Annotated in this window: 23 protein-coding genes and 1 pseudogene; 21 read left to right on the top strand and 3 right to left on the bottom strand. The window is 48.6% G+C overall.

Features of this window, described 5'->3' with window-relative positions; genetic code table 11:
- Positions 1-4: 4 nt before the first annotated feature.
- Positions 5-1,450, top strand: coding sequence for a four-carbon acid sugar kinase family protein (locus tag FGS84_RS09210; protein ID WP_347563812.1), 1,446 nt, complete (start codon positions 5-7; stop codon positions 1,448-1,450).
- A gap of 72 nt (positions 1,451-1,522) precedes the next feature.
- Here FGS84_RS09210 and FGS84_RS09215 read toward each other — a convergent pair whose 3' ends face one another.
- Positions 1,523-2,605 (bottom strand): LacI family DNA-binding transcriptional regulator, encoded by a 1,083-nt coding sequence (locus FGS84_RS09215; protein ID WP_138307731.1) that lies wholly within the window; start codon positions 2,603-2,605, stop codon positions 1,523-1,525.
- 341 nt (positions 2,606-2,946) lie between these two features.
- Between FGS84_RS09215 and FGS84_RS09220 the strand changes: the two genes are divergently transcribed.
- The 7 genes from FGS84_RS09220 (at position 2,947) to FGS84_RS09250 (ending at position 10,861) form a co-directional block, all read left to right on the top strand.
- Entirely contained in the window at positions 2,947-3,726 is a 780-nt protein-coding gene (locus tag FGS84_RS09220) for an SDR family oxidoreductase (RefSeq protein WP_138307733.1), read from the top strand.
- 18 nt (positions 3,727-3,744) lie between these two features.
- Positions 3,745-4,563 carry a transketolase gene (locus FGS84_RS09225; RefSeq protein WP_138307735.1) on the top strand — a complete coding sequence of 273 codons (819 nt, stop codon included), beginning with the start codon at positions 3,745-3,747 and terminating at the stop codon, positions 4,561-4,563.
- On the top strand, positions 4,560-5,495 hold the full coding sequence (locus FGS84_RS09230; protein WP_138307737.1) for a transketolase C-terminal domain-containing protein: 936 nt from the start codon (positions 4,560-4,562) through the stop codon (positions 5,493-5,495). Before FGS84_RS09225 ends, FGS84_RS09230 begins: the two co-directional genes overlap by 4 nt.
- 4 nt (positions 5,496-5,499) lie before the next feature.
- Positions 5,500-6,960: a glycerol kinase gene (locus FGS84_RS09235; protein WP_138307739.1), complete on the top strand. Its 1,461-nt coding sequence runs from the start codon at positions 5,500-5,502 to the stop codon at positions 6,958-6,960.
- 34 nt (positions 6,961-6,994) lie between these two features.
- On the top strand, positions 6,995-8,392 hold the full coding sequence (locus tag FGS84_RS09240) for a glycoside-pentoside-hexuronide (GPH):cation symporter (RefSeq protein WP_138307741.1): 1,398 nt from the start codon (positions 6,995-6,997) through the stop codon (positions 8,390-8,392).
- 380 nt (positions 8,393-8,772) lie between these two features.
- Positions 8,773-9,243, top strand: coding sequence for a hypothetical protein (locus FGS84_RS09245; RefSeq protein ID WP_243129930.1), 471 nt, complete (start codon positions 8,773-8,775; stop codon positions 9,241-9,243).
- A 133-nt stretch (positions 9,244-9,376) separates the two neighbouring features.
- Positions 9,377-10,861 (top strand): AAA family ATPase, encoded by a 1,485-nt coding sequence (locus FGS84_RS09250; RefSeq protein ID WP_138307743.1) that lies wholly within the window; start codon positions 9,377-9,379, stop codon positions 10,859-10,861.
- Positions 10,862-10,899: 38 nt separating this feature from the next.
- Here the strand turns inward: FGS84_RS09250 and FGS84_RS09255 are convergent, their stop codons facing one another.
- The gene (locus FGS84_RS09255) at positions 10,900-11,784 is read right to left on the bottom strand and encodes a LysR family transcriptional regulator (RefSeq protein WP_171042578.1); all 885 of its coding nucleotides are present in this window, start codon (positions 11,782-11,784) and stop codon (positions 10,900-10,902) included.
- A 502-nt stretch (positions 11,785-12,286) separates the two neighbouring features.
- Here FGS84_RS09255 and FGS84_RS09260 point away from each other — a divergent pair.
- From FGS84_RS09260 to FGS84_RS09300, 10 genes and pseudogenes are all read left to right on the top strand, one after another.
- Complete coding sequence (locus FGS84_RS09260) at positions 12,287-13,498, top strand: DUF401 family protein (RefSeq protein ID WP_171042579.1); 1,212 nt, start codon at positions 12,287-12,289, stop codon at positions 13,496-13,498.
- 44 nt (positions 13,499-13,542) lie between these two features.
- Entirely contained in the window at positions 13,543-14,058 is a 516-nt protein-coding gene (locus FGS84_RS09265) for a C-GCAxxG-C-C family protein (RefSeq protein WP_138307749.1), read from the top strand.
- Positions 14,059-14,093: 35 nt separating this feature from the next.
- Positions 14,094-15,800, top strand: coding sequence for an FAD-dependent oxidoreductase (locus tag FGS84_RS09270; protein WP_138307752.1), 1,707 nt, complete (start codon positions 14,094-14,096; stop codon positions 15,798-15,800).
- Between the two features lie 39 nt (positions 15,801-15,839).
- Entirely contained in the window at positions 15,840-17,081 is a 1,242-nt protein-coding gene (locus tag FGS84_RS09275) for a Zn-dependent hydrolase (RefSeq protein ID WP_207671114.1), read from the top strand.
- Positions 17,082-17,103: 22 nt separating this feature from the next.
- Positions 17,104-18,498 (top strand): dihydropyrimidinase, encoded by a 1,395-nt coding sequence (hydA, locus tag FGS84_RS09280; protein ID WP_138307754.1) that lies wholly within the window; start codon positions 17,104-17,106, stop codon positions 18,496-18,498.
- A gap of 135 nt (positions 18,499-18,633) precedes the next feature.
- Entirely contained in the window at positions 18,634-20,019 is a 1,386-nt protein-coding gene (locus tag FGS84_RS09285; RefSeq protein WP_171042580.1) for a sigma 54-interacting transcriptional regulator, read from the top strand.
- A 138-nt stretch (positions 20,020-20,157) separates the two neighbouring features.
- Complete coding sequence (locus tag FGS84_RS09290) at positions 20,158-20,538, top strand: cyclase family protein (protein ID WP_138307757.1); 381 nt, start codon at positions 20,158-20,160, stop codon at positions 20,536-20,538.
- 33 nt (positions 20,539-20,571) lie between these two features.
- Positions 20,572-20,754, top strand: coding sequence for a hypothetical protein (locus FGS84_RS30775; protein ID WP_171042581.1), 183 nt, complete (start codon positions 20,572-20,574; stop codon positions 20,752-20,754).
- A gap of 106 nt (positions 20,755-20,860) precedes the next feature.
- Positions 20,861-21,556: pseudogene (locus FGS84_RS09295) on the top strand (GntR family transcriptional regulator).
- Positions 21,557-21,607: 51 nt separating this feature from the next.
- Positions 21,608-22,147: a methylated-DNA--[protein]-cysteine S-methyltransferase gene (locus tag FGS84_RS09300; protein WP_138307759.1), complete on the top strand. Its 540-nt coding sequence runs from the start codon at positions 21,608-21,610 to the stop codon at positions 22,145-22,147.
- Positions 22,148-22,294: 147 nt separating this feature from the next.
- Here the strand turns inward: FGS84_RS09300 and FGS84_RS09305 are convergent, their stop codons facing one another.
- Positions 22,295-23,206, bottom strand: a complete 912-nt coding sequence (locus tag FGS84_RS09305) for a LysR family transcriptional regulator (protein ID WP_138307761.1) — start codon at positions 23,204-23,206, stop codon at positions 22,295-22,297.
- A gap of 218 nt (positions 23,207-23,424) precedes the next feature.
- Between FGS84_RS09305 and FGS84_RS09310 the strand changes: the two genes are divergently transcribed.
- From FGS84_RS09310 to FGS84_RS09320, 3 genes are all read left to right on the top strand, one after another.
- The gene (locus tag FGS84_RS09310; RefSeq protein WP_138307763.1) at positions 23,425-24,198 is read left to right on the top strand and encodes an ABC transporter permease; all 774 of its coding nucleotides are present in this window, start codon (positions 23,425-23,427) and stop codon (positions 24,196-24,198) included.
- Positions 24,168-24,959: an ABC transporter ATP-binding protein gene (locus FGS84_RS09315; protein WP_138307765.1), complete on the top strand. Its 792-nt coding sequence runs from the start codon at positions 24,168-24,170 to the stop codon at positions 24,957-24,959. Before FGS84_RS09310 ends, FGS84_RS09315 begins: the two co-directional genes overlap by 31 nt.
- A gap of 61 nt (positions 24,960-25,020) precedes the next feature.
- Positions 25,021-26,112, top strand: coding sequence for an ABC transporter substrate-binding protein (locus tag FGS84_RS09320; protein ID WP_138307767.1), 1,092 nt, complete (start codon positions 25,021-25,023; stop codon positions 26,110-26,112).

The raw sequence follows: 26,112 nt of genomic DNA on the forward strand, positions 1-26,112 counted from the left end.
CGGGATGAATATGGCAGAAACCACCAGATTATCAGCAGGACAGCTGGAACGGAAGGCTGACCGGGATGAGGAGCGGATTGACCGGCTCCTCAAGGAGGTAATCCGAAAGAGCAGAAGGAAAATCGTGGTGCTGGACGACGACCCCACAGGCGTCCAGACCGTACATGACGTATCTGTATACACGGACTGGTCCGAGGAAGCCGTGCTCAGCGGTTTTAAGGAGGAAAACAGCCTGTTCTACATACTGACCAACTCCCGGGGCTTCACGGCGGCTGAGACAGAAAAAGCGCACCGTGAGATTGCCTGCCGCGTGTTAAAGGCCGCCGGGGAGACGGGGCGCGGATTCATCCTGATGAACCGGGGGGATTCCACGCTCCGGGGGCATTATCCCCTGGAAACGGAAGTTCTGCGGGAGGTGCTGTGGAAGGAAGGCGGAATCCAGGTGGACGGCGAGGTCATCTGCCCCTTTTTCCGGGAAGGGGGACGGTATACCATCGGTAATGTACATTATGTCCGGTATGGCAGTGAGCTGATTCCGGCAGGAGAGACGGAGTTCGCCAAAGACAGGACCTTTGGGTACCGTTCCTCGAATTTGACAGAGTATGTGGAGGAAAAGACGGAAGGCGTTTTCACGTCTCAGAATGTGGTCTGCATCGGACTGGATGATTTGCAAAAGGGCGATGTGGATAAGGTGGCGGGCCAGCTCATGGAAGTCAGCGGTTTTAATAAAATTATAGTGAATGCCATTGGATACGGCGACCTTAAGGTGTTCTGCCTTGCCCTGTACCGCGCCATGGACCAGGGAAAGCGGTTCCTGTTCCGCACAGCCGCCTCCCTTGTAAAGGTGATAGGGGGGATTGCAGACCAGCCCCTGCTTACCAGGGAGCAGATGGTAAGGTGTGAAAACGGACACGGCGGCGTTATTGTGGTGGGCTCCCATACGGCCAAGACCACCAGGCAGCTGGAGGAACTGAAAAAGATTCCCGGAATTGAGTTCCTGGAATTTAACTCAGACCTGGTGCTGGACCAGGCGGCTTTAGAGGAGGAGACAGAACGGATTGTCCGCAGTATGGGGACCATCATTGCAGGCGGCAGAACCGCGGCAGTCTATACGAGAAGGCGTCTGCTGGAGCTGGAAAATGACACCAGGGAGGCTGCTCTTAAACGTTCGGTGAAAATCTCAGACGCAGTGCAGACCCTGGTGGGAAGACTGGAAGTGGTTCCGGCCTTTGTGGTTGCCAAGGGAGGAATCACATCCTCCGACGTGGGGACCAGGGCGCTGCAGGTAAAGAAGGCCACTGTCATGGGCCAGGCTGCTCCCGGCGTACCGGTGTGGAAGACAGGAGAGGAAAGCAGGTTTCCCGGCATTCCCTATGTTATCTTTCCCGGGAATGTGGGGGAGGATGGTACGCTGCGGGAGGCAGTGGAGGTTTTGATTGGGAAGCAGTGAATGATGGAAAGAACTTATACCATATAGAAAGAAAGGGCCGTATCGTCGTGGTACGGCCCTTTTGGAATTTAGCTATTGTCTTTTAGCCGATTGTCTTTCCGCCGATTTTCTGCCCACCGATTCCCGCACAATCAGTTTTGTACCAATGCGGATTTTCCTGGAACGGGATTCCCAACGTTTTTCCGGACCGTTTTCCGCTGCCTGGCGGTCCGCGTCCTGTATCAGGCGCATTAATTCATCCACAGCCTCAACGGCAAAGGCCCGTTTGGATACATTGACTGAGGTCAGGGGAGGACTGGTGACCTCACAGGTAGGACGGTCATTGAAACCAATGATGGATATATCCTCCGGAATACGGATTCCCTTCTCCGAACAGGCGCGGATGAAACCTACTGCAGTGGTATCATCATCGCATACAAAGGCATCCGGCAGCGTCAGGGAAGGCGAATCCAGGATTTTACGGATATCACGGTAGCTTCCTTCCTCTGTGTAATGGACCGTCCAGATATGTTCCGGCAGGAATGCCAGACTGAAATGCTTCAGCGCGTTTTCATATCCTGAATGCCTCTCCCGGAAGCTGCTGATACGTGTCTGGCTTTTCAGATAACCGATGTTGCGGTGTCCGTTCCGTACCAGATAATCAATGGCTTGGTAGGTTCCCATCTGGTTATTGATGGATACGGAATTACAGGACAGACGGGTGAAATCATTGTCCAGCGCCACAAAGGGAATCTGGATGGCTGAAAATGCATCCATATCCTCATCGAACATTTCCGTAGCAAAAATAATGGCTCCCTGGGAGTTCAATTCATTGATTCGTTCTATCTGCGGTTCCACCGGCCGCCGTTTGTCAATGGTGGACAGGAGGATATTGTATCCGTAGCTTCTGGCCCGGGATTCAATGTTTTCCATAAGTAAAAGAAAAAAAGGGTGCAGGTCAAGAATCTCTCCGTGCCTTTTATAAATGATAAAACAGAGATTATTGCTGGGCTCCGCTGCTGCGGAGCTCTTTATCAGATGTTCATATCCCAATTCTTTCAGTTCATTTAAGACCCTGGAACGGGTGGCCTCCGAGACACCTGGCTTGTGGTTGATAATCAGCGACAGAGCCGCAGGGGATACGCCTACCTGGCTGGCTATTTCTTTATTTGTCATGGATATATCCTCCTAATATCATTGAAAAATCTGTTTCTAGTGAATATTATAAAAGATTTCAGCTTATATGTCAAATGATTTAGTGAATGGTTTAGAAAATATTCAGCGTATTTTTACGAAAAACCATGTTTGTATTTTATAAACTCTTTTTAAAAATGTCTTGATAAAGAAGATATAGTCACATGGTCTGAGGTAAAACGGTAAAATTTCATGAGATTAGTAGAAGTACACAAAATCATGAAAGAAAAAATAGTAAATATTCAGTATTTGCAAACTAAATATTTAGAGATACAATCTAAATATAAAGAAACAAAAAACTAAATATTTAGGAGGAAAACAGAATGATTCAGTACGAAAAGGTAAACGGAGATTTTGATTTAACAGGCAAGGCAGCTATTGTTGTAGGCGGGGCAGGCGGTATCGGGGAGGCAACCGCACAGATGTATGCAAGGAAGGGAGCAAAGGTAGCCATTGTGGACTGCAAGGACAACTGTCCGGAGGTGGCAGAAAAAATCGCTGCTGCATACGGGGTTGAGACAATCGGCGTCAGATGTGACGTCACCAGCCAGGAGAGCGTGGATGCAATGATGAGGGCGGTTACAGATGCCTTTGGCGAGATACATATCCTGGCAGCCATGCCCGGGTTTGTAGACCTATACCGTGCGTCAGAGATTGAAATCAGCACCATTGAAAAGCATATGGCAATCAATGCAGTGGGCGTATTCCGGGTCTGCCAGGCAGCAGCCAATCAGATGATTGCCCAGGGAAAGGGAGGCAAGATTGTGTGCGTAACATCCCAGGCGGACTTTATTGCAATCAATAAACATGTGGGATACACCATGAGCAAGGCAGCTGTGGTGGGCATGATAAAGGTATGTGCCCTGGAGTGGGCTGAGTACGGCATCAATGTCAATGGCGTTGCTCCTACCGTGGTAAATACATACATGGGTGAAAAGGCATGGCAGGGCAAGGTGAAAACCGACATGATTGAAAGGATTCCGGCCCGCCGTTTTGCAGAGACAGACGAAATTGCGGCAGCCGTACTCTTCCTCTCATGCAATGAGTCCAACATGATTACCGGTGAGGACCTTGTTGTGGATGGAGGCTTTACAATTTATTAAATCAGGGGAGGACATGGTATGGATGCATTGACAAGAAAATCGTATGAGCTGCGCCGGGACATCATAGAAATGGTGTACAAATCAGGGGCCGGGCATGTGGGCGGCGACCTGAGCGTGGCGGATATATTGACTGTCTTATATTTCAGGGTGATGAATGTGTCGCCTGAGAAAATGGAGGATGAAAACCGGGACCGTTTTCTGCTCAGCAAGGGACACTGTGCGGATGCGCTGTACTGTGTCCTGGGGGAACGGGGGTTTTATGATGTGAAAGAGGCAATTGAGACCTTCAGCGGGTTCGGAAGCAGATTTATCGGCCATCCCAACACAGAGGTGCCTGGAATAGAGATGAATTCAGGCTCCCTGGGACACGGGATTTCCGTGGGTGTGGGAATGGCGCTGGCAGCAAGGATGGACCGGAAAAGCTACCGGACCTATGTGGTTCTGGGGGATGGGGAGATGGCAGAGGGCTCCAACTATGAAGGCATGATGGCGGCCGGCCATTACCGTCTGGATAATCTGTGCGCGACCGTGGATTTAAACCGTCTGCAGATAAGCGGGACCACGGAACAGGTGATGAACAGCGCCAGCCTGGCTGCCAAATTCAGGGAATTTGGATGGAATGTTATTGAGGTGGCAGACGGCCATAACTGCGGCATGCTGGCAGAGGCATACGAAAAGGCGGAGGCATTCAAGGGAAAACCATCGGCAGTGATTGCCCATACAGTGAAGGGAAAAGGCGTATCCTTCATGGAAAACCAGATATCATGGCATCACGGGGTTATGACGCGGGAACAGTACGAAACAGCCGTAAAGGAAATAGAGGAGGTGCTGCAATGAATCAAGTTACAAACCGCCAGGTGATTTGCGAGACCCTGTTAAAAGCAGCGGAAACCCAAACAGATATTGTGGTCCTGTGCTCGGATTCAAGGGGCTCTGCCTCCATGACCCCTTTTGCGAAACAGTATCCGTCCCGGTTTGTTGAACTGGGAATTGCGGAACAGAATCTGGTGTCGGTGGCAGCCGGTATGGCTGCCTGCGGAAAAAAGGCGTTTGCCGTATCCCCGGCCAGCTTTCTTTCCACCAGGAGTTATGAGCAGGCCAAAATTGATGTGGCCTATTCAGGGACTAATGTGACTTTGGTGGGAATCAGCGGGGGAATCAGCTACGGAGCCCTTGGAATGAGCCATCATTCCTGCCAGGATATTGCTGCATTTTCAGCCCTTCCCGGCATGAGGGTATATCTGCCCAGCGACCGGTTTCAGACCCGGCGGCTGATGGAAGCCCTTTTGGAGGACCAGGAACCTGCTTATGTGAGAGTAAGCAGGTCGGCCACCGAGGATGTTTATGATGAGACAGCGGAGCTTAAGCTGAATCAGGCAATGGTACTTTCCCGGGGAACCGATGTGATGCTGATTGCATGCGGAGAGATGGTGCCTTATGCGGTCAAGGCAGCGGAAATCCTCCAAAGAGACGGCATCAGCGCCGGAGTAATTGACATGTACTGCTTAAAACCCTTTGACGGGGAGACTGTGCTGAATTTTGCAAAGCAGGTAAAATGCCTGGTGACAGTGGAAGAACATTCTGTTTATGGAGGACTGGGAAGCCTGACAGCCCAGGTGACAGCCGGGAGGTGTCCGGTTCTGGTAAAACAGATTGCCCTGCCGGATGTCCATCTGATACCTGGAACCAGCCGGGAGGTGTTCCGCTATTACCATATGGATGAAGAGGGGATTGCTGAAACGGTAAAGAATACATTGGCGGGGGTGTGACAATATGAGGTATGTATTGGGAATTGACCAGAGCACCCAGGGTACCAAGGCGGTACTGGCGGATGAATATGGAAAGATTGCCGGGCGGGCGGACCGCGCCCACCGGCAGATTATCAACGGACAGGGATGGGTTTCCCACGATTTAAATGAGATTTATGAAAATGTGCTGGCCGCAGCAAGGGCTGTTCTGGACGAAACAGACATCCTGCCGGAGCAGGTAGCTGCAATCGGAATCAGCAACCAAAGGGAAACCACGGCAATCTGGGACAGGAACGGCGCACCCCTGACCCACGCAGTGGTATGGCAGTGTGCCAGGGCAGAGGGGACGGCCCGGAGCCTGTCCGCTTACAGTGAAATCATACGGGATAAAACAGGTCTTAAGCTGTCTCCCTATTTTCCTGCGGCAAAAATGGCATGGCTTATACAAAACCTGGATATACAGGAGGATGATTTAGGGCAGATATGCCTTGGTACCATTGACTCCTGGCTTATATTCCGCATGACCGGAGGCGCCTCCTTTAAGACAGACTATTCCAATGCATCCAGGACCCAGCTCTATTCAATCAGGGATTTAAAGTGGGATGAGGAAATCTGCGGACTGTTCGGCGTGCCTTTAAAGTGTCTGCCGGACGTGTGCGACAGCAACAGCGTGTTTGGAATGACGGATTTGGGCGGTATTTTCCCTGAACAGATACCCATTCACAGCGCCATCGGAGACTCCCACGCCGCCTTATTCGGGCAGGGCTGCCACGACAGCGGAACAATCAAGACCACCTATGGCACAGGTTCATCCATTATGATGAATGTGGGGGACGCCTTTGTAAAGAGCAGCCACGGTCTGGTTACCTCCCTTGCATGGGGAATTGACGGAAAGATTGATTACGTACTGGAGGGCAATATCAACTATACGGGAGCTGTAATCAGCTGGCTGAAGGATGATGTGAAGCTGGTGGCCTCGCCAGCAGAAACAGAATGTGCGGCAGCTATGGCTAATCCGCTGGATAAGACCATACTGGTGCCTGCTTTTTCCGGACTGTCCGCGCCGTACTGGAAGGCGGATGCAAAGGCTGTTTTATATGGAATGAGCCGCACCACAGGGAAGAATGAAATCATTAAGGCGGCGCTGGAAAGTATTGCTTACCAAATCAACGCGGTACTGGAGTCCATGGAAAAGGACAGCGGCATTCCCATCCGGGAACTGCGGGTGGACGGAGGACCTACAAGGAACAGCTATCTGATGCAGCTGCAGAGCGATTTGTCCAATGTGGTGGTGCAGATTGCCAATACAGAAGAACTGTCGGCAATCGGGGCAGCCTATCTGGCAGGATTGGGCGCAGGAATCTATGAAAAGGCGGCCCTGTTCGGACGGGAGGAGCGCAAACAGTATGTGCCTGCTATGAAAGCGGAGCAGCGAAAGGAAAAACTGGCGGATTGGAATCATGTTATTGACCTTCTGTCGAGATAAGAGGAGACTGTAATTCGTGAAGAAGGAGTGTGCAATGGGGACTACAAAAAAACAATACCAGGCAGGGGTGAATCTGGCAACCTACCGCCTGACGCCGTTAAAACGGTTTTATTATGCACTGGGAGATTTCGGCTACAATTTCATGTATTACTGGCTCAGTACGTATCTGACCATTTACTATACAGATACCATTGGAATTCCGGCGGCAGCTGTGTCGGTTATGATGCTGGTTATACGCATCTTTGACGCATTTAATGACCCGGTTATCGGTTCGCTGGCCGACAGGACCCACAGCAGATGGGGAAGATACAGGGTCTGGTTTTTACTGGGGTCCATTGCCATGGCGTCCTTTATTGTGCTGATTTTCGCTGCAAGCCCGGACTGGTCCTATCGTGGAAGGCTATTATGGATGTGGGGGGTCTATGTGCTGCTGACCATTGCTTCCACATGCAGCAATATGCCCTATGGGGCGCTCAACGGCTGTATCACCCCGGATTCGGAGGACCGTGCAAAGGTGTCCGGGCTGCGGATGATGTTCGCCAATGTCAGCTCTATGGTTACGGTAATCATCGCGGTTCCGCTGATGAGGCTGTTCTCTTCAGATGGTACTGCCAGCAGCGCCAGGGGATATTTCTGGGCAGTGCTGATTACATGTGTTCTGGGACTTCCCACCATGGTCATCTGCTGTATGAATACAAAGGAGGTACTGACGCCGCCGCCCACACAGACCAGTATACCGCTAAAAAGCCAGATGCATTCCCTGGTAAAAAACCGCCCTGTCATTATTCTGATACTGGGTCAGTTTATCCTTGGATGCGTGATTTACGGCAGGGCGGCCATGCTTGCCTATTACTGGGAGTATAATGCAGGGGATGCAGGCTATGCCACTACCTATGGAATCATCAGCCTGTTTGCGGCAATTGCAGGAACCGGCTGGTTTGGCAATGTTTTGTTCAGATGCCTGAACCACAAGGGCAAGGTTTGCTCGGTCCTGAATTTTGTCACGGCAGGCGCTTATTTCCTCATGTACTTTGTGACTGCCCCGGCCGTATCTTTCTGGGTCCTTACTTTCATAGGAAGCATGAGCTTTTATGCCTATATGGGCGTGCATTTCGGCGCAATCGGGGATGCTGTGGACTATGGGGAATACATAACCGGGGTGCGCTGCGACGGATTTCTGTCCTCGTTTGTGTCGGTGGCCAATAAGGCCGGCGGCGCCATCATGCCGGCTATCGGAATTGCGGTGCTGGCAGCCTTCCGCTACGTGGCAAGAGGTGAACAGCCTGCTGAGATTCTGAATGCAATCAACTGGTTCATTACCCTGATTCCGGCAGTCATCAGCGCGGTCAACGGCGTGCTGTACCTGTTTTATCCTATCAGCACGGAAAAGCATAGGGAAATCATGAAGGAACTGATTGGGAGAAGGGCATAGGCTGGTCATGAATTTTATTGGTATGGTATTTTGTTAATCCTATTCTTTCGATTGTAATCTCATACGGAATGATATAAGAAAGCTGGACCAGCCGGCTTATTCCATAACCGTACTTTAGGAGGAAATATTTATCAATTGTTTAGAAAGAAGTCAGAGTTTTTTAAATATAAATGCTGCGCAGTCTGCTATACTGTAGAAAACAAATGAAACGGACTGGACAATAAATGAAATTCTGGGCTTACTTTTTAATTCCTGTATACACGGTTTTATTTACAAGAGGATATAACTGGTTTACCACCAATTTTTCTGTTATAGGCAATTTTTTTGACAGGAAGAAGTCGTTTTTCCTGTGGGGCGTTTTGGTGGGGAGTTATTTTTATATGATACACAGGAACATAAAATCCCGGATTGCGCTGCATCCAATCTGCGCCGGATTGGTTCCGGCTGCGCTGGTGCTGCTGTTCTGTGCCATTACGACCCCGTATCTACCGGAGGAGTTACCCCTTAAATCTGTATTGCATATCATATTTGCATTTTTATCCGCGGTGCTGGTGCTTTTGTATCTGCTTTGGATAATAGGAGCCCGGTACCGGATATCCCCCGGGGCATACAGGCGTTTTCTGTATGGGTGGGGAGCCATTGTGGGTGTATCCGTATTCCTTTTGGCAGCGGCCGGAATCATCAGCAGTGCGCTGGAGATTTATGTGACCCTGACATCCGTTGCCATGGCGGAACGTCTGGTTTGCCGGATTGCCGCACAGAAGGAAATGCCGGACGGCGGGGAAAAGGTATCCGAAGATGATTCCCAGGGGAACTGCGGGGGAAAACACCGCAAACAGCTATTGACATAAAATAGGGATTTACATATAATAGGGCTAGAAAAAACGTGCTTTTCCAGTGGACATACACGTAAATCAGCCACAAAGAGAGAGTATATGGCACAGAGGTGTTATGACTCTCTCTTTCAATATCAGGAGGATTCTTATGCCAGTATTTGATTTCAGCGACAGACCTAAAACAGAAGAGGCGCCCCAGTGCACCTACCGTGTATTTTACTCCGGTGAGGCCGCTGCTTCCCCGGAGAAGCCCATGCTTGTCCTGGACAACAGCAGCCGGACCTGGAACCACCATTCCTGCGGGGTGTTCGCCAATCAGGCCAGGCGGACGGCTTTTGAATTCAAGGAGGAGGACGGGACTGTCAGCGCGGATATCCTGCAGGTTGACGCCCGCTTTATCAGTCTGCTCCGCTGGCTGGGGGAAAACCATATCAGTGTCCGGCTGTCCGGCCAGAACCGCGGGGACGGGTATGCGGTCTATAAGATACGGGAGGTGGCCTTTGGCGGCGGCACCAAGCTGTCTGCGGAGGACGGATTTCTCCAGTTTATGATTGAACGGCTGCTGGCAAGCAGCGCGCCCGAGGCAGAGCTGGCAGAAGAGGACCAGGAGGAAATCGGGGATGACATGAAGCTGACCAGCCTTCAGAGTCTCTCTGATTTCATGAACTGCGCCGGTCGGACGCTGCCGGACAATATACGGATTTGGGCCCGCAGGAACCTGGCTGTGGCCCGCTCCCATGAAGTGACCCCGGAGGAGAGGCGCCACGCGCAGCGCGCCCTTTCCATCATGATGAACATTCAGTGGAAGAACCACTATTTTGAGTCCATTGACCCTGTGGAGGCCCGCCGGATACTGGATGAGGAGCTGTACGGTATGGAGCGGGTCAAACAGAGAATCATAGAAACCATCATACAGATTAACCGTACCCATACCCTTCCTGCATACGGTATGCTTCTGGTTGGTCCGGCAGGCACCGGAAAGTCACAGATTGCCTATGCGGTGGCCAGGATTTTAAAGCTTCCCTGGACAACCCTGGACATGAGCTCCATCAATGATTCGGAACAGCTTACCGGCAGTTCACGCATTTATTCAAACGCGAAACCTGGTATTATCATGGAGGCATTTTCCATGGCGGGAGAATCAAACCTTGTGTTTATCATCAATGAACTGGATAAGGCATCATCAGGTAAGGGCAATGGAAATCCTGCCGATGTGCTGCTGACCCTCCTGGACAACCTGGGTTTTACGGACAATTACATAGAGTGTATGATTCCCACCGGCGGCGTGTACCCCATTGCAACTGCCAATGACAAGTCTCAAATCAGCGCGCCCCTTATGTCACGTTTCGCGGTGATAGACATTCCGGACTATACGCCGGAGGAAAAGAAAATCATATTTTCCAGGTACGCCATGCCAAAGGTTTTAAAGCGCATGGGGCTGCATGAAGATGAATGTGTGGTGACAGCAGATGCCCTTGACGCGGTCATAGAAAAGTACGCGGATACCACGGGCATCCGGGATTTGGAACAGGCCGCGGAGCATATGGCTGCCAACGCGCTCTATCAGATAGAAGTGGACCATGTACCTGCGGTGGTGTTTGACGGGGGGATGGTGCGGGGGCTGCTGGGGTAAGGCGACTCAGGGATACTGCGGCCCAGGCAGTATTTTTACTAAAACTTCTTTATCTCATCTGCCAGGTAAAGCAGAAACTGCTGCTCCCTCTGATTCGGTTTGCAGAGCCGCGATTTAATGAAGCACACTGCCATATGGTCACCGTCCGCAATAGGCCTACACAGGCAGCTTTTCATATTCCGGTTAGCTGAATTTATTATGCCTGGCAGCAGGTAATTGTGGCGGAACAGGGCTTCATAGGTGGTTCCGCGGTCTGAAACATACAATGCCCCTGCTGGGTGAACTGAAAAATCAACCCGGTCATCTGTGACCAGGTTGATATTTATTACAACGGGATATTGAGCCAGGTCATCCTTTGTGACTGTTTCTGAGGCAGCCAGGGGATGACTTTTTGCCATATATACCCCCATGGCAATTCCCAGCCTCAGAACATAAAAATCCAGTTTATAATTCTCTGCAACCTGTCTGTATTTATCTATCTGTTTTTCTTCCATCATAAGAATTCCTATTCTGCATGTCTGATTTAATATATACCCCATGACTTTCTTTAATCCTCCCTCTAAAAAGACATCGTGGCTCTGGGTCGTATACATTTTTTTATAATTAAGAAAACATTGGAAAATGGAAGCTGAAGGCGTACAACAGACCAACAGGGATTCCCGGTCCCCGGAACGGTCAGGAATTTCCAGTATGGACTGCCAGTTTGCCACGATTTTTTCTGCTGCATCTAAAAAGTATAATCCTTCTTCAGTGGCGGTCAGGCCAGCTGCTGTGCGGATAAAAATGTTGTATCCGACCTCTGTTTCCACGTTTTTGATAATACTGCTTAGATGCGATTGGGAAATAAATACGTTCTGGGCGGCCTTATTGATGGAATGGCATTTGTTTGCCTCTAAAATATACATGAGATTTTTAATGTCCATTTGTATCTCCCCAGCCAGACGGCTCATTATCCTATCTGTATTTGAGATAAGGTATCCGATATACCTATTAGTAAATCAAATGACCGTATGATAGTATCAATTATATACAATTACTTTATTATCAACAAGTGGGGGCATATAATTGTCGAAAATCATGAATCGCAGCAATGCTTCCGCTTTTGAGGATTGCCTTAAGCAGGTGATGATGGTTTTCATTAAGTTGATGAGAAAAATCATCAATAGGCAGCTGCTTACGGATACAGAGGACGGGAATACTGGATAAATTTGGAAATTCGAGGGGGCGGAGGATGGAAAATTGAAGGAAAATAAAGCATATTTCAACAGAAAATAAGAAAAACGGGTAAAAAATTAAAAAAATACGGAAAAAAGAGAAGTTGGCACCTAAGTTGCTTATATTAATTGTGTAAAGGTTGTGCACAAACCGAAACATAAGATACAGTCAAAATCACTGAAAGTGAAAAAATTTATGGGGGGTACACTTATGGATTATAACTTAATCAAACTGGTTGTTATTTTCGCCATAATCGTGGCAATTATATGGGCGAAAAAACCGCTGCACTGGGCTTTTATTGTAGGTACTGTCGCCACGGCAGTCATCTGCATGATTCCAATCAAGGAATGCGGGGAAGTAATTGTCGGTGTTCTGACCAGCTGGGGTAAGATGGCCATTGTACTTGACATCTACCTGATTACATTTCTCCAGAGATTGCTGGATAAACGCAAGCAGATTCAAAAGGCCCAGGTTGACATGATTAATCTGTTTAACAACAGGATTGTTAATGCACTTTTAATTCCAATCATCATTGGTTTCCTTCCGTCGCCTGCCGCCCTGGTTTTATGCGGGGAAATCGTGAATGAGGCTACAGGGGATTACATGAATGCAAAGGAGAAAGCCATCATTACATCCTATTTCCGCCATATACCGGAATCTTTTCTCCCTACATACCCTGTTATCCTGCTGTTATGCGGATTTTCAGGACTGCCGATATCCAGTTTTGTAATTGCAATGCTTCCGCCGGTTACCATATTGTTTGTGGTGGGATACTTTATTTTCCTCAGAAAGCTTCCTACTAAAACCGGCATTGAGATTACTGTCAGCAAAAAGGATGCAGCAGTCAGTCTGTTCAAACATATCTGGTCATTGGTACTGATTATGGTATTAATCATGGGGGTTGGATTGTCAGTCGAAATTTCAATTGGAATCGTATTACTTATCAGCTTCTTTGTCTATAAGGTCACGCCAAAGGAAATAGCCCAGCTGCTGCCCAAGGCATTTGATAAGGTAATGATTCTCAGCACGCTGATGATATTCATCTTCCAGGGATTTTTATCACATGCCGGTGTGCTGGCATCTCTGATTACAGCGTTCCAGACATTACCGATTCCCGCCTATATTATGTTTGCTTTGCTCATCTTTGTGGGCGGTGTCCTGACAGGGGCGCAGGGAATCATAGCAGTGGTTGCTCCGCTTGCATTTGCGGCAATTCCAAACTTCGGGGTACCTCTGGTTATGCTGCTGGGCTGTTTTGCATGGGCATCAAACCAGTTATCCCCCACACATGTATGCGTGGTAGTTGCAGCCAATTACTTTAAGGTTGATTTCAGCGACATGGTCCGTCAGGTTATTCCCTGCCTGGCAGTATATCTGGCATTTACATTTGCCTATTATCATGTTCTGCTGCTCTTTATGTAAGATAAAACAAATAAACTTAAAACACCAAATCGGAGGAAATTATTATGGCTATCTCAATTGAAAAAATAGAAAAAATTAAGGAAGCAGCTCTTTGGAATTTTTATAACGGGTTAAACTGCTGTGAAAGTGTTTATGAGGCAATTATTGCCAGCGGGGAGCTGCCGGAGACAGACGCACCTTACCACACCTGTTCCATGTGCGCCGGATTTGGGGGAGGCGTGGGCATGAGCGGCCTTACCTGCGGCGCATTATCAGGAGCCATCATGGCAGTCAGTGCAAAGCATGGCCGTAAAAATCCAAAGGGTGAGAAACCGGATGGGCTGTATGATGTGGAGTACCGCCGTTATAACAATATGGTCAGTGATTTTACAGAGGCCATGGAGAGTCCCCTCTGCCGGGAAATCTGTAAAGACAATTTAGACCGGTGGGGCAGCCCGGAGCGTAAGGACCACTGTGCAAAGGCTATTATTGCAGGTGTGGAAATCGCATGTAAGTATTTAGACCTGACCACGGATGATATCGCAGGATTCTCATGGAAGAAGAATGTTGCTGGTTTCTAATTTCATCTGTCTTTAAGGAAAACAGGAGAATATAAATGTCAAAAAAGATTGTTGTTGTGGGGGGAGTGGCAGGAGGCGCGTCGGCTGCAGCCCGCGCCAGGAGGCTTGATGCCCAGGCAGAGATTGTCATCTTTGAGAGGGGAGAACATGTATCCTTTTCCAATTGCTGTATTCCGTACCATTTAAGCGGAGTGATTAAAAATAGTGAGTCCCTGGTGCTGATGACGCCAAAGGAGTTTAAAGAAAAGCATGATATTGATGTCTTCACGGGCAGGGAAGTGGTTGCCGTCAACCGGGCGGAAAAGACCATCTGTGTAAGAGATGGGGAGACTGGCCGGATTGATACGGAAAGCTATGACAAGCTCATACTCTCTCCGGGGGCCAGTCCTCTCCGTCCGGGGAGCATAGAAGGGGTGGATAAACCGCATGTATTTACGGTGCGCAATGTTACCGATGTCCGCGCGCTGAATGCATTCATTCAGCGTGAGGATGTGAAGGAAGTTGTTGTGGCCGGAGGAGGCTTTATCGGTGTTGAGGTTGTGGAGAATTTAAAAGAGGCCGGAAAGGATATCACCCTGGTTGAAGGGCTGAATCAAATCATGGCATCCTTTGATTACGACATGGCGCAGATGCTCCATAAAGAGCTGATGGACCATGGCGTGAAGCTTTTGCTGGATTCCACGGTTACCTCCATTGAAGATGATAAGGTGATTGTAAGGCAAGGGGGGAGGGATACATGTGTCTCGGCCCAGGCGGTGGTGCTTTCCATCGGAGTCAGGCCGGAGACAAAGCTTGCAGAGGATGCCGGATTGAAAATTGGGATTACCGGCGCCATTGAAGTGAATCATAATTATCAGACCAGCGACCCGGATATTTATGCAGTGGGGGATGCGATTGAGGTATACAACAGCCTGACCCGCAGACCGGGACGCCTGGCGCTGGCAGGACCGGCCCAGAGGCAGGCAAGGGCAGCTGCGGACCATATAAATGGAATTCCGTGTGTGAATAAGGGTGTGATTGGCTCAAGCTGTCTGCGGCTGTTTGAACAGAATGCTGCCTGTACAGGACTAAATGAAAAGGCCGCAAAGCAGGCAGGGATTCCATATGATTTTGCGTATGTACTTCCGCCTGACAAACCAGGACTTATGCCGGACAGCAGGTACATGTGCTTCAAGCTTTTGTTTGAAGTTCCCACAGGCCGTATCCTGGGAGCCCAGGCCATTGGAAAAGGAGGGGTGGATAAAAGAGTTGATGTCATTGCGGCAATGATTGCCATGAATGGAACATTGGAGGACCTTAAGGAGCTGGAGTTGTGTTACTCCCCTGTGTTCAGCACGGCAAAAGATGTTGTGAATATTGCAGCCCTTGTAGGCCTCAATATCCTGAATGGCCGTTACCGTCAGGTCCATGTGGGCGATGTCCGCCGTCTTGTGGAGGAGGGAGCTTATATCGTAGATGTCAGGGAGGAAAGAGAATATAATGCGGGCCACATTAAAGGAGCCCATAATATACCCCTGAGTCAATTGCGCCAGCGTATGACAGAGATTCCCAAGGATATTCCGGTGTATCTCCATTGCCGCACAAGCCAGCGCAGCTATTATGCATTGATGTATCTTCAGGGAAATGGGTATAAGAATGTAACCAATATTTCCGGTTCCTATCTGGGAATCAGTTTATATGAATATTTCAATGATAAGACCCTCTGCAGGGACCGTATTTTAACAGAATATAATTTTGCGTAATGACTGCCGTTACAATAGCTAAGGAAAGGATGTAGGGATATGGATATGGAAGTGAAACGGGACAGACTCATGAGCAGAATTAATTCGTTGGCTAAGTTTAACGAGACGCCTGGATGCGGGGTTACCAGGTATTCCTATAGTACCCTGGACAAGCAGGCAAGGGCATATATCCGGGAAATCTGCGAGGAGATAAGTCTGAATGTATATGTGGACCAGATTGGAAACATACGGGCCCGGTACCAGGGAATGGATGATTCCCTGGCGCCTGTATGGATTGGCTCCCATATAGACAGTGTCCGAAACGGCGGCAAATACGATGGAATCGTGGGGGTCATATCAGCCCTGGAGGTGTTGAATGTATTTTTTGAACATAATATCAGGCCGGTACGCCCGGTGGAGCTTGTGATATTTGCGGAGGAAGAAGGCTCTAATTTCGGCACCACCATGCTGGGAAGCAAGGCTCTGGTTGGGAAATGCAGCAAGGACTATTTGAAAAAGCTGAAGAACGAGGGCGGAGAAACTGCTTATGAAGTAATCAAGGGATTTGGGCTGCAGCCGGATGAGGTTGAAAAATGCCGCTTGAATCCATCGGATGTGTATGCCATGGTTGAAATGCACATTGAACAGGGAGCAGTGCTGGACAAAGAGGGGCTTACCATAGGAGTGGTTCAGGCAATTGCGGGGATGTATACATACAGAATCATCATCCATGGTTCTTCCGACCATGCAGGCTCCACGCCCATGGATATGCGCAGGGACCCCATGACAGCTGCCGCAAAGCTGATTTGCGACATTGAGGAATATGTAAAAAGGAATGTATACCATACAACGGTGGCAACCATAGGGGAAATTGAATGCCAGCCCAATAAGCCCAATGTGATTCCCCAGAAGGTGCAGTTTAGCGTTGATATCCGTGATGTGCATCAGGATGGAATGGAGCGTGTCATCTCCTTTATCAGGGAAAAGGGTAAAAAGATAGAGGCGGAAACCGGAGTGGTAATTGAGATTGCTGAAGTCGGCAAATCTAAGTGCATCCAACTGTCCCAACGGATTGCGGGAATTATCGAAGAAGTGACTGTGGAAAAGGGCTATCCCTATAAATGCATGAACAGCGGCGCGGTCCATGATGCAGCCATGATAACAGAAGTAACGGATGTGGGAATGATATTCGTGCCAAGTGTGGATGGCAGGAGTCACACGGTAGAAGAGTATACAGAGGCCGGGGATATCAAAAAAGGAGCGGACATTTTGCTGGAAACAGTAAAACGGCTGGCGTTATAAAGAAAGGGGCGGAAGGCTTACCATGAAAAAAGTAATTAAAGGCGGAACAATTGTCACGGCTTCCAATGAATATGTGGCGGATATCCTGATTGAAGATGAGAAGATTACCAATATCGGTGTAAATCTTGAATGTGCAGATGCAGAAGTGTACGATGCTTCCGGTAAATTTGTACTTCCGGGAGGGGTGGACCAGCACGTACATTTTTCATTTGAGTTCAATGGAACAAAGGTAAGGGGATTCGAGACATCAAATGCGGCAATTGCAGGCGGAACCACAACCGTGATTGAATTTGTGAACCAGGTAAAGGGAAAAGGGCTGATTGATTCCATCGAAGACTACCGCAGGGAAAACGCAGAGAATGTTGCCATGGCCGATTATTCCTTCCACATTGTCATGACAGACCCAAGGGAAGAGGTCATTGATGAAATCCCCAGACTTGCAGATGCAGGTTACCCGACCATGAAATTATTTATGGCGTATAAGGGAATGTTCTTCCATGCAGATGATGATGCCATTTTAAAGGCGTTAAAAAAGGGAAAAGAGGCCGGTGTCACGGTCATGGTTCATGCTGAGAATGCAGACATGATTGACGTGCTTCAAAAAGAGCTGGTGGCAAAGGGATGCACGGAGCCGTACGGACACGTCTTGTCCAGGCCTCCGGTCGTTGAGGCGGAGGCGACCAGAAGGGCTGTTTACCTGGCGCAGCTGGCGAACGCGCCCTTATATATTGTGCATGTTACCTGCAAAGAGGCATTGGAGGAGATAGCAAGGGCGTACGACAAGGGCATGGCGGTGATGGGAGAGACCTGTTCACACTATCTGGTGCTGGATGAGTCCAATCTTGCAAAACCGAATTTTGAGGGGGCAAAATACGTATGTTCCCCTGCACTCCGTACACCGGACCATTTTGAGGAACTGTGGAAGGGTATCAATAACGGATGGCTGAATGCAGTAAGCTCGGACCACTGCGGCTTTGACTTTAAAAACCAGAAGCATATGGGACAGGATGATTTCCGTAATATCCCAAATGGAGCCCCGGGCCTTCAGAACCGTCTGGCCATACTCTGGACATACGGTGTGGAAACAGGAAAGATTACCCGGCAGAAGCTGGTAGATATTTATGCATCAAGACCTGCCAGGAATAACGGGCTTGATTACTGCAAAGGATTCATTGAAGTAGGATATGATGCGGATATTGTTATCTATGACCCGGATTACACGGGTGTGATTTCCAATAATGATTCCCTGCATGGTGTTGACTATAGTCCGTACGAAGGTATGGAACAGAAGGGTAAGGTGGATACTGTATTTCTTAGAGGCAGCACAGTGGTAGAGGATGGGAACTATATTGGAAATAAGGGTGATGGAAAACTGATTAAAGGTAAACCATTTGGTACAATGTACCGTGACAGATAAGGACAGATATAGAATCACAGGAAAAAGAGAAAGGGGCAGGGCCGGTCAAACGCCCCTTTGTCTTTTTTCGCGCTTATAAAATTTCATTGGATTCCTGAACCATGGCCATGATATCGCACGATGAGGTTATTACAAATGGAAAAAGACTTACAGTACTATAAGGATATATGCAGTGAGCTTGAAGCCATATTTGAGATGGCGTTTGACCAGATTACGGTGGCGGACGGAAATGGTATATTTTTGAGGGCCAGCAAGGCCTGCGGGCTTAATTTCGGAGTGCCCAATGAGGAAATTGTGGGAAGCAGCGCGTATGATTTTGAACGCAAGGGTATTTTTGACAAGTCGGTAACGGTTGCTGTGCTGGAGAAAAAGAGAGAGGTAACCCTTGCGCAGACAACGGCCGGCAATAGAAAGCTCCTTGTCACGGGAAAGCCTATCTTTGACGGGGAAGGGAAGATTAAACGGGTCATTAATATATCAAAAGATATTACAGAAATAGAAAATTTAAAGGAAGAGCTGAAGAACAAGGAGGAGCTGGTAAAGACGGTCCGCGACCAGCTCCGCCACCAGAATGGAAATCAGGAAATACTGATTGGCTCCAGCGCTAAAATGCAGGAGGTGGTCCGCCTCATGGAACACATTGCGCCGCTGCAGACAACCATACTTCTGCAGGGGGAGACTGGCGTTGGGAAGAGTATGTTTGCACGGTTTATCCACAATAATTCGCTGCATAAGGAGATGCCCTTCATTCAAATCAACTGCGGAGCCATCCCGGAAGAGCTCCTTGAGTCGGAACTGTTCGGATATGTTCCGGGAGCGTTCACAGGAGCTTTAAGGGAAGGAAAAAAAGGACTGCTGGAATCAGCAGGCGAGGGTACCGTGTTTTTGGATGAGATATCCGAGCTGCCCCTTCATCTGCAGGTAAAGCTTCTGCATGTCCTTCAGGAACGGGAAATCATGCGGGTGGGCGATACAAAATCCGTAAAGATAAGCGCCAGAATCATTGTTGCAGCCAACAAGGATTTAAAGGAACTGGTTAAGCAGGAAAAATTCCGCGGGGATTTGTATTACAGAATCAGCGTGGTACCCATTCATATACCGGCCCTCAGGGACCGTGAAGAAGATATCATTCAATACATCCGTTTTTTCCTGAAAATAATGAACGGGCGCTACGGCATGACAAAGGATATCACCTATGAGGCCACGGAGCTGCTGCGCAGATATGAGTGGCCGGGAAATGTACGGGAGATGGAGAATGTAATTGAACGCCTTGTGGTCAGCACGTTTCACGATACAATTTCGGAAACAGATATCAGGAAGATGATGCCGGCTTTTAAAAGAGAGGAGAGCGAAGAAACGGGAACCAATGATATGAGCCTGACCGAACGGCTGAATCAGGTGGAAAGGTCCATACTGGAGGAATACCACAGTATGTATAAGACTACACGGGCCATTGCGGATAAACTGGGCATCGACCAGTCGACCGTGGTTAAAAAGTTAAAAAAATATGATATAAAATAGACATACGCATCCCTTGATTATTAGATTCCTTAATCAGGGGATTTTTTATTTTGCCCAAACCCCTTGATGGTATACCGGTATACTGGAATACTGGTTTCAACAAGAAAAGAAAGCCATTAAAACCAGGAGGTCACGAAGATGTGTGTTTATGAAATGGGGAACTTAAGAATCGTGGATTTGACCAGCCATCTGGGGACGCACTGCGAGTGTCCGTATCATCACAGCGATGACTGGCCAAGTGTGGCGGAGCTGCCTCTCACCAACTTTTTAGGAAGAGGCGTGTATCTGGATTTTGGAGAGATGGTTTCGCCCGGCAGCCACATTACGGCAGAGGATTTGGAGCAGGCGGCCAAAGGAAGGGTGCAGGAGGGGGATGTGGTAATCATTGATTCCGCATACTTCCTGCCGCTGATGGTGGCAGTTTCTGCCTCCAAGCGTTTGAAGGTCAATTCTTTTGTGGCCCTGTCCGTTGTTGGCGCGCTGCTCTCAGGACTCAGCATTGGATTTACCGTTGTATGAGCGTATACAATTGTGGGCCCCGGCCTTGCGTCCATGGCAACCTTCATTGACCCTGAGGGAATCAACGCCATGAATATTGTTTGGGCGTTTGTGGGATTTGCCTTTTTCGTATCCTTCCCGGTAACCCTGTTTATATTCAGGGATGAGGAGAATGCAGAGCTGACCCTGTACTTTCTCCTTTATGAGACATCCTGTTATCCGGTGCCTGGTTGTTGACGGGTAAATTTTTTTAGGGTATGATTAGACGTGAAAACACGCTCTGGAACAGACGTGAAAATAAAGACTGCAGGGTGTGTACCAGATGCAGGAGGAGGAGACAGTCATGGTCAGTAAGAGTCCATTGCAGATACAGGCATATGATTATTTGAAAGAGATGATACTGTCCGGCAGGCTGGACCCGGATGTGCTGTATTCGGAGACGCGCATGTCGGCGGAAATCGGGATATCCAGAACGCCCATGCGGGAGGCTATCCAGTGTCTGAGCCAGGACGGCTATATTACGGTGGTGCCCAGCAAGGGTTTCATGCTGAGAAAGCTCAATGAGCAGGACATGGAGGAGAGCATCCAGATTCGCTGTGCAATCGAAGGGTTCTGCATCCATATGGTGGCTTCGCAGACCAATACAAAGAAGGGACAGAAACTGCTGGTGACCCTGGAGCGGCTGCTGGATAAACAGGAAAAGGCCCTTGGCAGCAGGAACGGACCCAGCCGGGAGAATCTGGAGAGCGGAAGCTGCAGCAGCGCGGGCCTGGAACAGTTCATAGAGTATGACCACCAGTTCCATCTGGCGCTGGTAAATTATGTGGATAACCGTGAGTTCCGGTAGATGTTCCAGCGTCTGATGTATCTTATCCATCTCACCACAAAGGGCGCCTTGTCCGTGCCGGGGAGGACAGAGGATACGCTTAAGGAACACCGGGAGTTTTTTTCCTGCCTGAAATCAGGGGACGGGGACATGGCATACAAGCTGATGATTAGACATCTGATGATGCCTCTCACCATGCATATTGCGGAGTAAACGGGGAGTAAGCCCTTCCTGGACAGGCAGGGAGAACAGAGGGGGTATAATATGTACTATACAACAGATTACGCATCGCCGGTTGGCCGGATTAAGCTGGCTGCGGACGGAGAAAACCTGATTGGGTTGTGGCTGGAAGGCCAGAAATATTTTGCCGGTACGGTAAAAGAAGAGATGACGGAGGACAGGGGACTGGATATATTTAAACATACAGAGGATTGGCTGGACCGTTATTTTGCAGGTAAGAGGCCCTGCGCATCGGAACTGCGGCTGGCTCCCATAGGCGGAGCGTTCCGGCAGGGCGTATGGGAAATGTTATGTCAGATTTCCTATGGTCAGCTGGCTACATACGGCGGCATTGCAAGGAAGATGGCAGAGAAAATGAACAGGGAAACCATGTCTGCACAGGCAGTGGGCGGAGCAGTGGGCCATAATCCCATTTCCATCATTATACCGTGCCACAGGGTGGTTGGCACCACCGGCAGCCTGACCGGGTATGCTGGAGGCATCGATAAAAAAATATGGCTGCTGAAGCATGAAGGGGTGGATATGGAGGGCCTGTTTATGCCAAAAAAAGGGACTGCGCTTTGATTTTGACTGCTTGCCAGGGGAATTGGGGGTTGATTTGATTCTCTGGATTTAATTACAATGAGGGAATAGAAGGGCACTGAATAGATGTGACTATTCAGGAGCCCTTCTTTCATTTGCTTAAAAATTATTCTTATGGTTTTCGCCGGTTCAGACTGGCGAATAGAGGGAGTAAGATAATTTCTCTGCTCTTTCTGCTTCAGATAGAAAGTATGCATAAAATGCTTTAAATGCATGCGTCTGGTACTTATTCCTTCTGTAGATGATTGAAAATGGCCGTTCAAATTTCGCATCGCAGATATCCAGCATTATCAGTGTACCGGCATTGATATAGGAGGAGACAAGGGAATAGGGAAGTACCGATATGCCGATACCGATGCAGACCGCGTCAATAATGACCTGGGATGCAGAGCTTTCCCAATAAGGCTGAATGTTCAGTCCGTGTGACTGAAACACATTATCTACCACCATGCGGGCGCCGCTGAATTGCTCCCGCAGTAAAAAACGTTCGTCAATCAAATCAGACAGGTGCAGGTTTTTTTGATTTTTTAATGAATGGGAGGGCGCTGCGATGATGACCATGTTGTCCTGGGCAAACGGTACGCATTCTAATTCCGGAAAGGTGGTGATGCCCTCTATGGTTCCAATATCAAATTCATTGTTGATGACCAGTCTGATAACAGTAGAGGTGTGGTCTGTAATTACATTGGGCTGTATGTTTGGAAATGTCTCCTCAAATCCTTTCATAAGTGTTGTAAACAGAATACTGCCAACACTGTTCCCTATTTTTAACGTTTCACGGGCCGTCTGCTGTAGTATGACCTGCTCCATCTCTTCAAACTGATGAAGAATACTGTCCGCATAATCCCGCATGACACAGCCGGGGGCAGTCAGATATAAGCGGTGTGATATGCGGTCAAATAACTTCACACCATAATAATCTTCCATTTCACGGATGGCCAGACTGACTGCGGGCTGCGATGTATATAGTTTTTGGGCTGCCTTGGTAATGGAGTTCTCACGGCAGACAGTCAGAAAAATCTTTAAATGCTTCAATGTCATTTCACACACCACCAATTGAGATTAATAATATAAGACGGATAACATGAAATAAACAACATGTGACAAATAACATATGAAAAATAGTATGTTTAGTATAATAATTATATCTCTACACAAATGAAAAGTAAAGTGATATACTAAAAATGTAATAAATTTCAACAAAAAAGTGCACTAATTTCAACAAATGTTACAAAAATCAACGGAGAAGGAAGGAGCCTATGAAAAAGAAGGATAGTTCAAAACTGATATGGTGCGCTGTATCAGTCACACTGTTCCTGCTGGTCTGGCAGGCTGTGGCAATGACTTCGGGGGGTAGTATTGTAATGGCAAGACCAGCGGCAGTATTCAGAAAACTGATTGAAAAAATAGCGGACGGCACGTTATGGCCTCACGTGGGAAGCAGCCTGTTCCGCGTCATTGTGGGATTTACCATTGGATTTACATGTTCTATCCCAGTTGCATTCCTTATGGGATGGTATGGTCCGGTCAGAAATCTGTTTGCTCCATGGGTACAGTTTATAAGAAACATTCCGCCGCTGGCCTATATACCCCTTGTGATTCTAGGAGCAGGAGTGGGGGAAAAAGCTAAAATCATTGTGATAGTCATTGCCAGTTTCCTGGTATCGGTTGTAACGATATATCAAGGTGTCTGTAATGTGGACGTGACATTGATAAAGGCGGCAAGGGTGCTTGGGGCAAGCAGTAAGGATATTTTTCTCACCGTGGTCATACCGGCATCCACCCCGTTCATACTTGTGGCCGCAAGACTGGGCTTATCCTCATCCCTGACAACCCTGATTGCTGCTGAACTTACAGGGGCTTCCAGAGGACTTGGCATGATGATACAAAAAGCCCAATCCTATTATGACAGGGAGACTATGCTGTTGGGAATCCTGGTTATCGGTGTGATTGGCATCATATTTGAGAGGATAGTATATTTCCTGGAAAGGAGGCTGACCGGATGGCAGGAGACACAGGGACAGCAAAAGTAAAGATTGATTCGGTTGTCAAAACCTTTGATACCCGTGGAGGTGAGGTGGTTGCCCTAAATGGGGTGAACCTGGAAATTGCAGAGGATGAATTCGTCTGCGTAGTGGGTCCGTCGGGATGCGGTAAATCCACACTGCTGAATCTTATCGCAGGCTTGTCTGCACCTACTTCCGGTAAGGTATATGTAAATGGAAAAGAAGTGAAGGGCCCGGGAGCCGAGCGGGGCGTTGTCTTTCAGCAGTATGCGCTGTTTCCGTGGCTGACAGTAAAGAAAAATGTTGAATACGGTCTTAAGCTCCAGGGGATGGGCAGAAAGGAAGCTTCGGCAGAGGCATCCCGGTATATTGAGATGGTAGACTTGAAACAGTTTGAGGATTCTTATCCAAAGGAACTGTCAGGGGGAATGAAACAAAGGGTCGCCATAGCCCGGGCTTACGCGGTAAAACCCCAGGTACTTCTTATGGACGAGCCGTTCGGAGCCCTGGATGCCCAGACTAAGACGCAGCTGCAGAGTGAGCTTACCCATACATGGAGTCAGGAAAAGAGAACTGTATTTTTTATTACCCATGATGTGGAGGAGGCAGTTGCACTGGCTCAGAGAATCATCATCATGAGCGCCCGTCCCGGCAGAATCCGGGAAATTGTGGACGTAAACCTGCCGTATCCCAGGGACCAAAAGATGAGAATATCAAAAGAATTCATGGAAATTAAAAACCACATATGGGATGAGGTTTATGAGGAATACATGGCAATGCGAAAATGACCCAGCTGTGAAACAGCAGCCATGAAACAATAACCGTCAAAATAGAAGGAGGTTCAAGTTTATGAAAAAAATGGCCAGATTAGTTTGTATGTCAGCACTTGTTTTGAGTATGACGGCCTGCGGAGGAAAGGGCAGCACAGAATCTGCTGCTCCCGCAGCCAGTACAGCCCAAACCACTGAATCACAGCCCGCGGAAAATACAGAAGGAAATGATACTGTTTATGAAACAGTCAGTCTCAGGGCAGCGTATATGCCGAACATGGGCGGAGCTTCGCTGTTAGTGACAGCCAAGGAATTCGGCTTTTTTGATACGTACGGTTTAGATGTTGAATTGGTTGAATTCGGAGATGGAACAGCGGAAATTGCTGCAATGGCATCCGGTGACATTGATTTTGCCATGATTGGCCACGGGGCCCATGCGCTATGCGCAGAGGGCAGCGCTGTTGTATTCTATCCGGATGCAATCGGTCTTTCCAGCGCCATTGTCGCCAATAAAACCAGGGATATTTCCGGGCTGGAGGATTTGCGGGGAAAGTCCGTTGCTTATGTGTCGGGCACATCCTCAGAGGAGCTGCTGGTGCTTGCACTGTCAAAGGCTGATATGACAATGGATGATATTGAGGCAGTGAATTTTGATGTCTCCGGCATGGTCACAGCCATGGCATCCGGTCAGGTGGATGCGGCTGCCTCATCGCAGCCTTATACCAGCACTATTAAGGCGCAGCTGGGGGATGATTTTATCCAGCTGTGTGAAGACCGTGATTATCTTGATGAGAGGGTGCTGATGAACAGTGAGATATGCACATCTGAGTTTGCAAAAGAGAATCCGGAGCTGCTGGTACGGATTTCCTGCGCACTGCTGGAGGCGGCGGACTACCGCTCGGAGCACATAGAGGACATTGCAGAGGCGGTTGCAAAACAGTGCCAGGGGGACAAGGATACATTTCTCACGTTGACTGAGGAGTGTATGTGGCTGCCGGGCAAGGAGGTAAATACGCATGTTAAGGACGACTCCCTGAAAGCTTTTTATGAGAATGCCCAGACAGCATTTCTAAACAGCGGAAGACTGGCAGAACCCGTGCCAGTGGAAAATTATGTCAGATTTGATGTGATAAAATCTGCCTGCGATATTGTTTATTCAGAATCAAATTAA

It is taken from the genome of Clostridium sp. 1001271st1 H5, from assembly GCF_005845215.1.
Classification (GTDB): Bacteria; Bacillota; Clostridia; order Lachnospirales; family Lachnospiraceae; genus Enterocloster.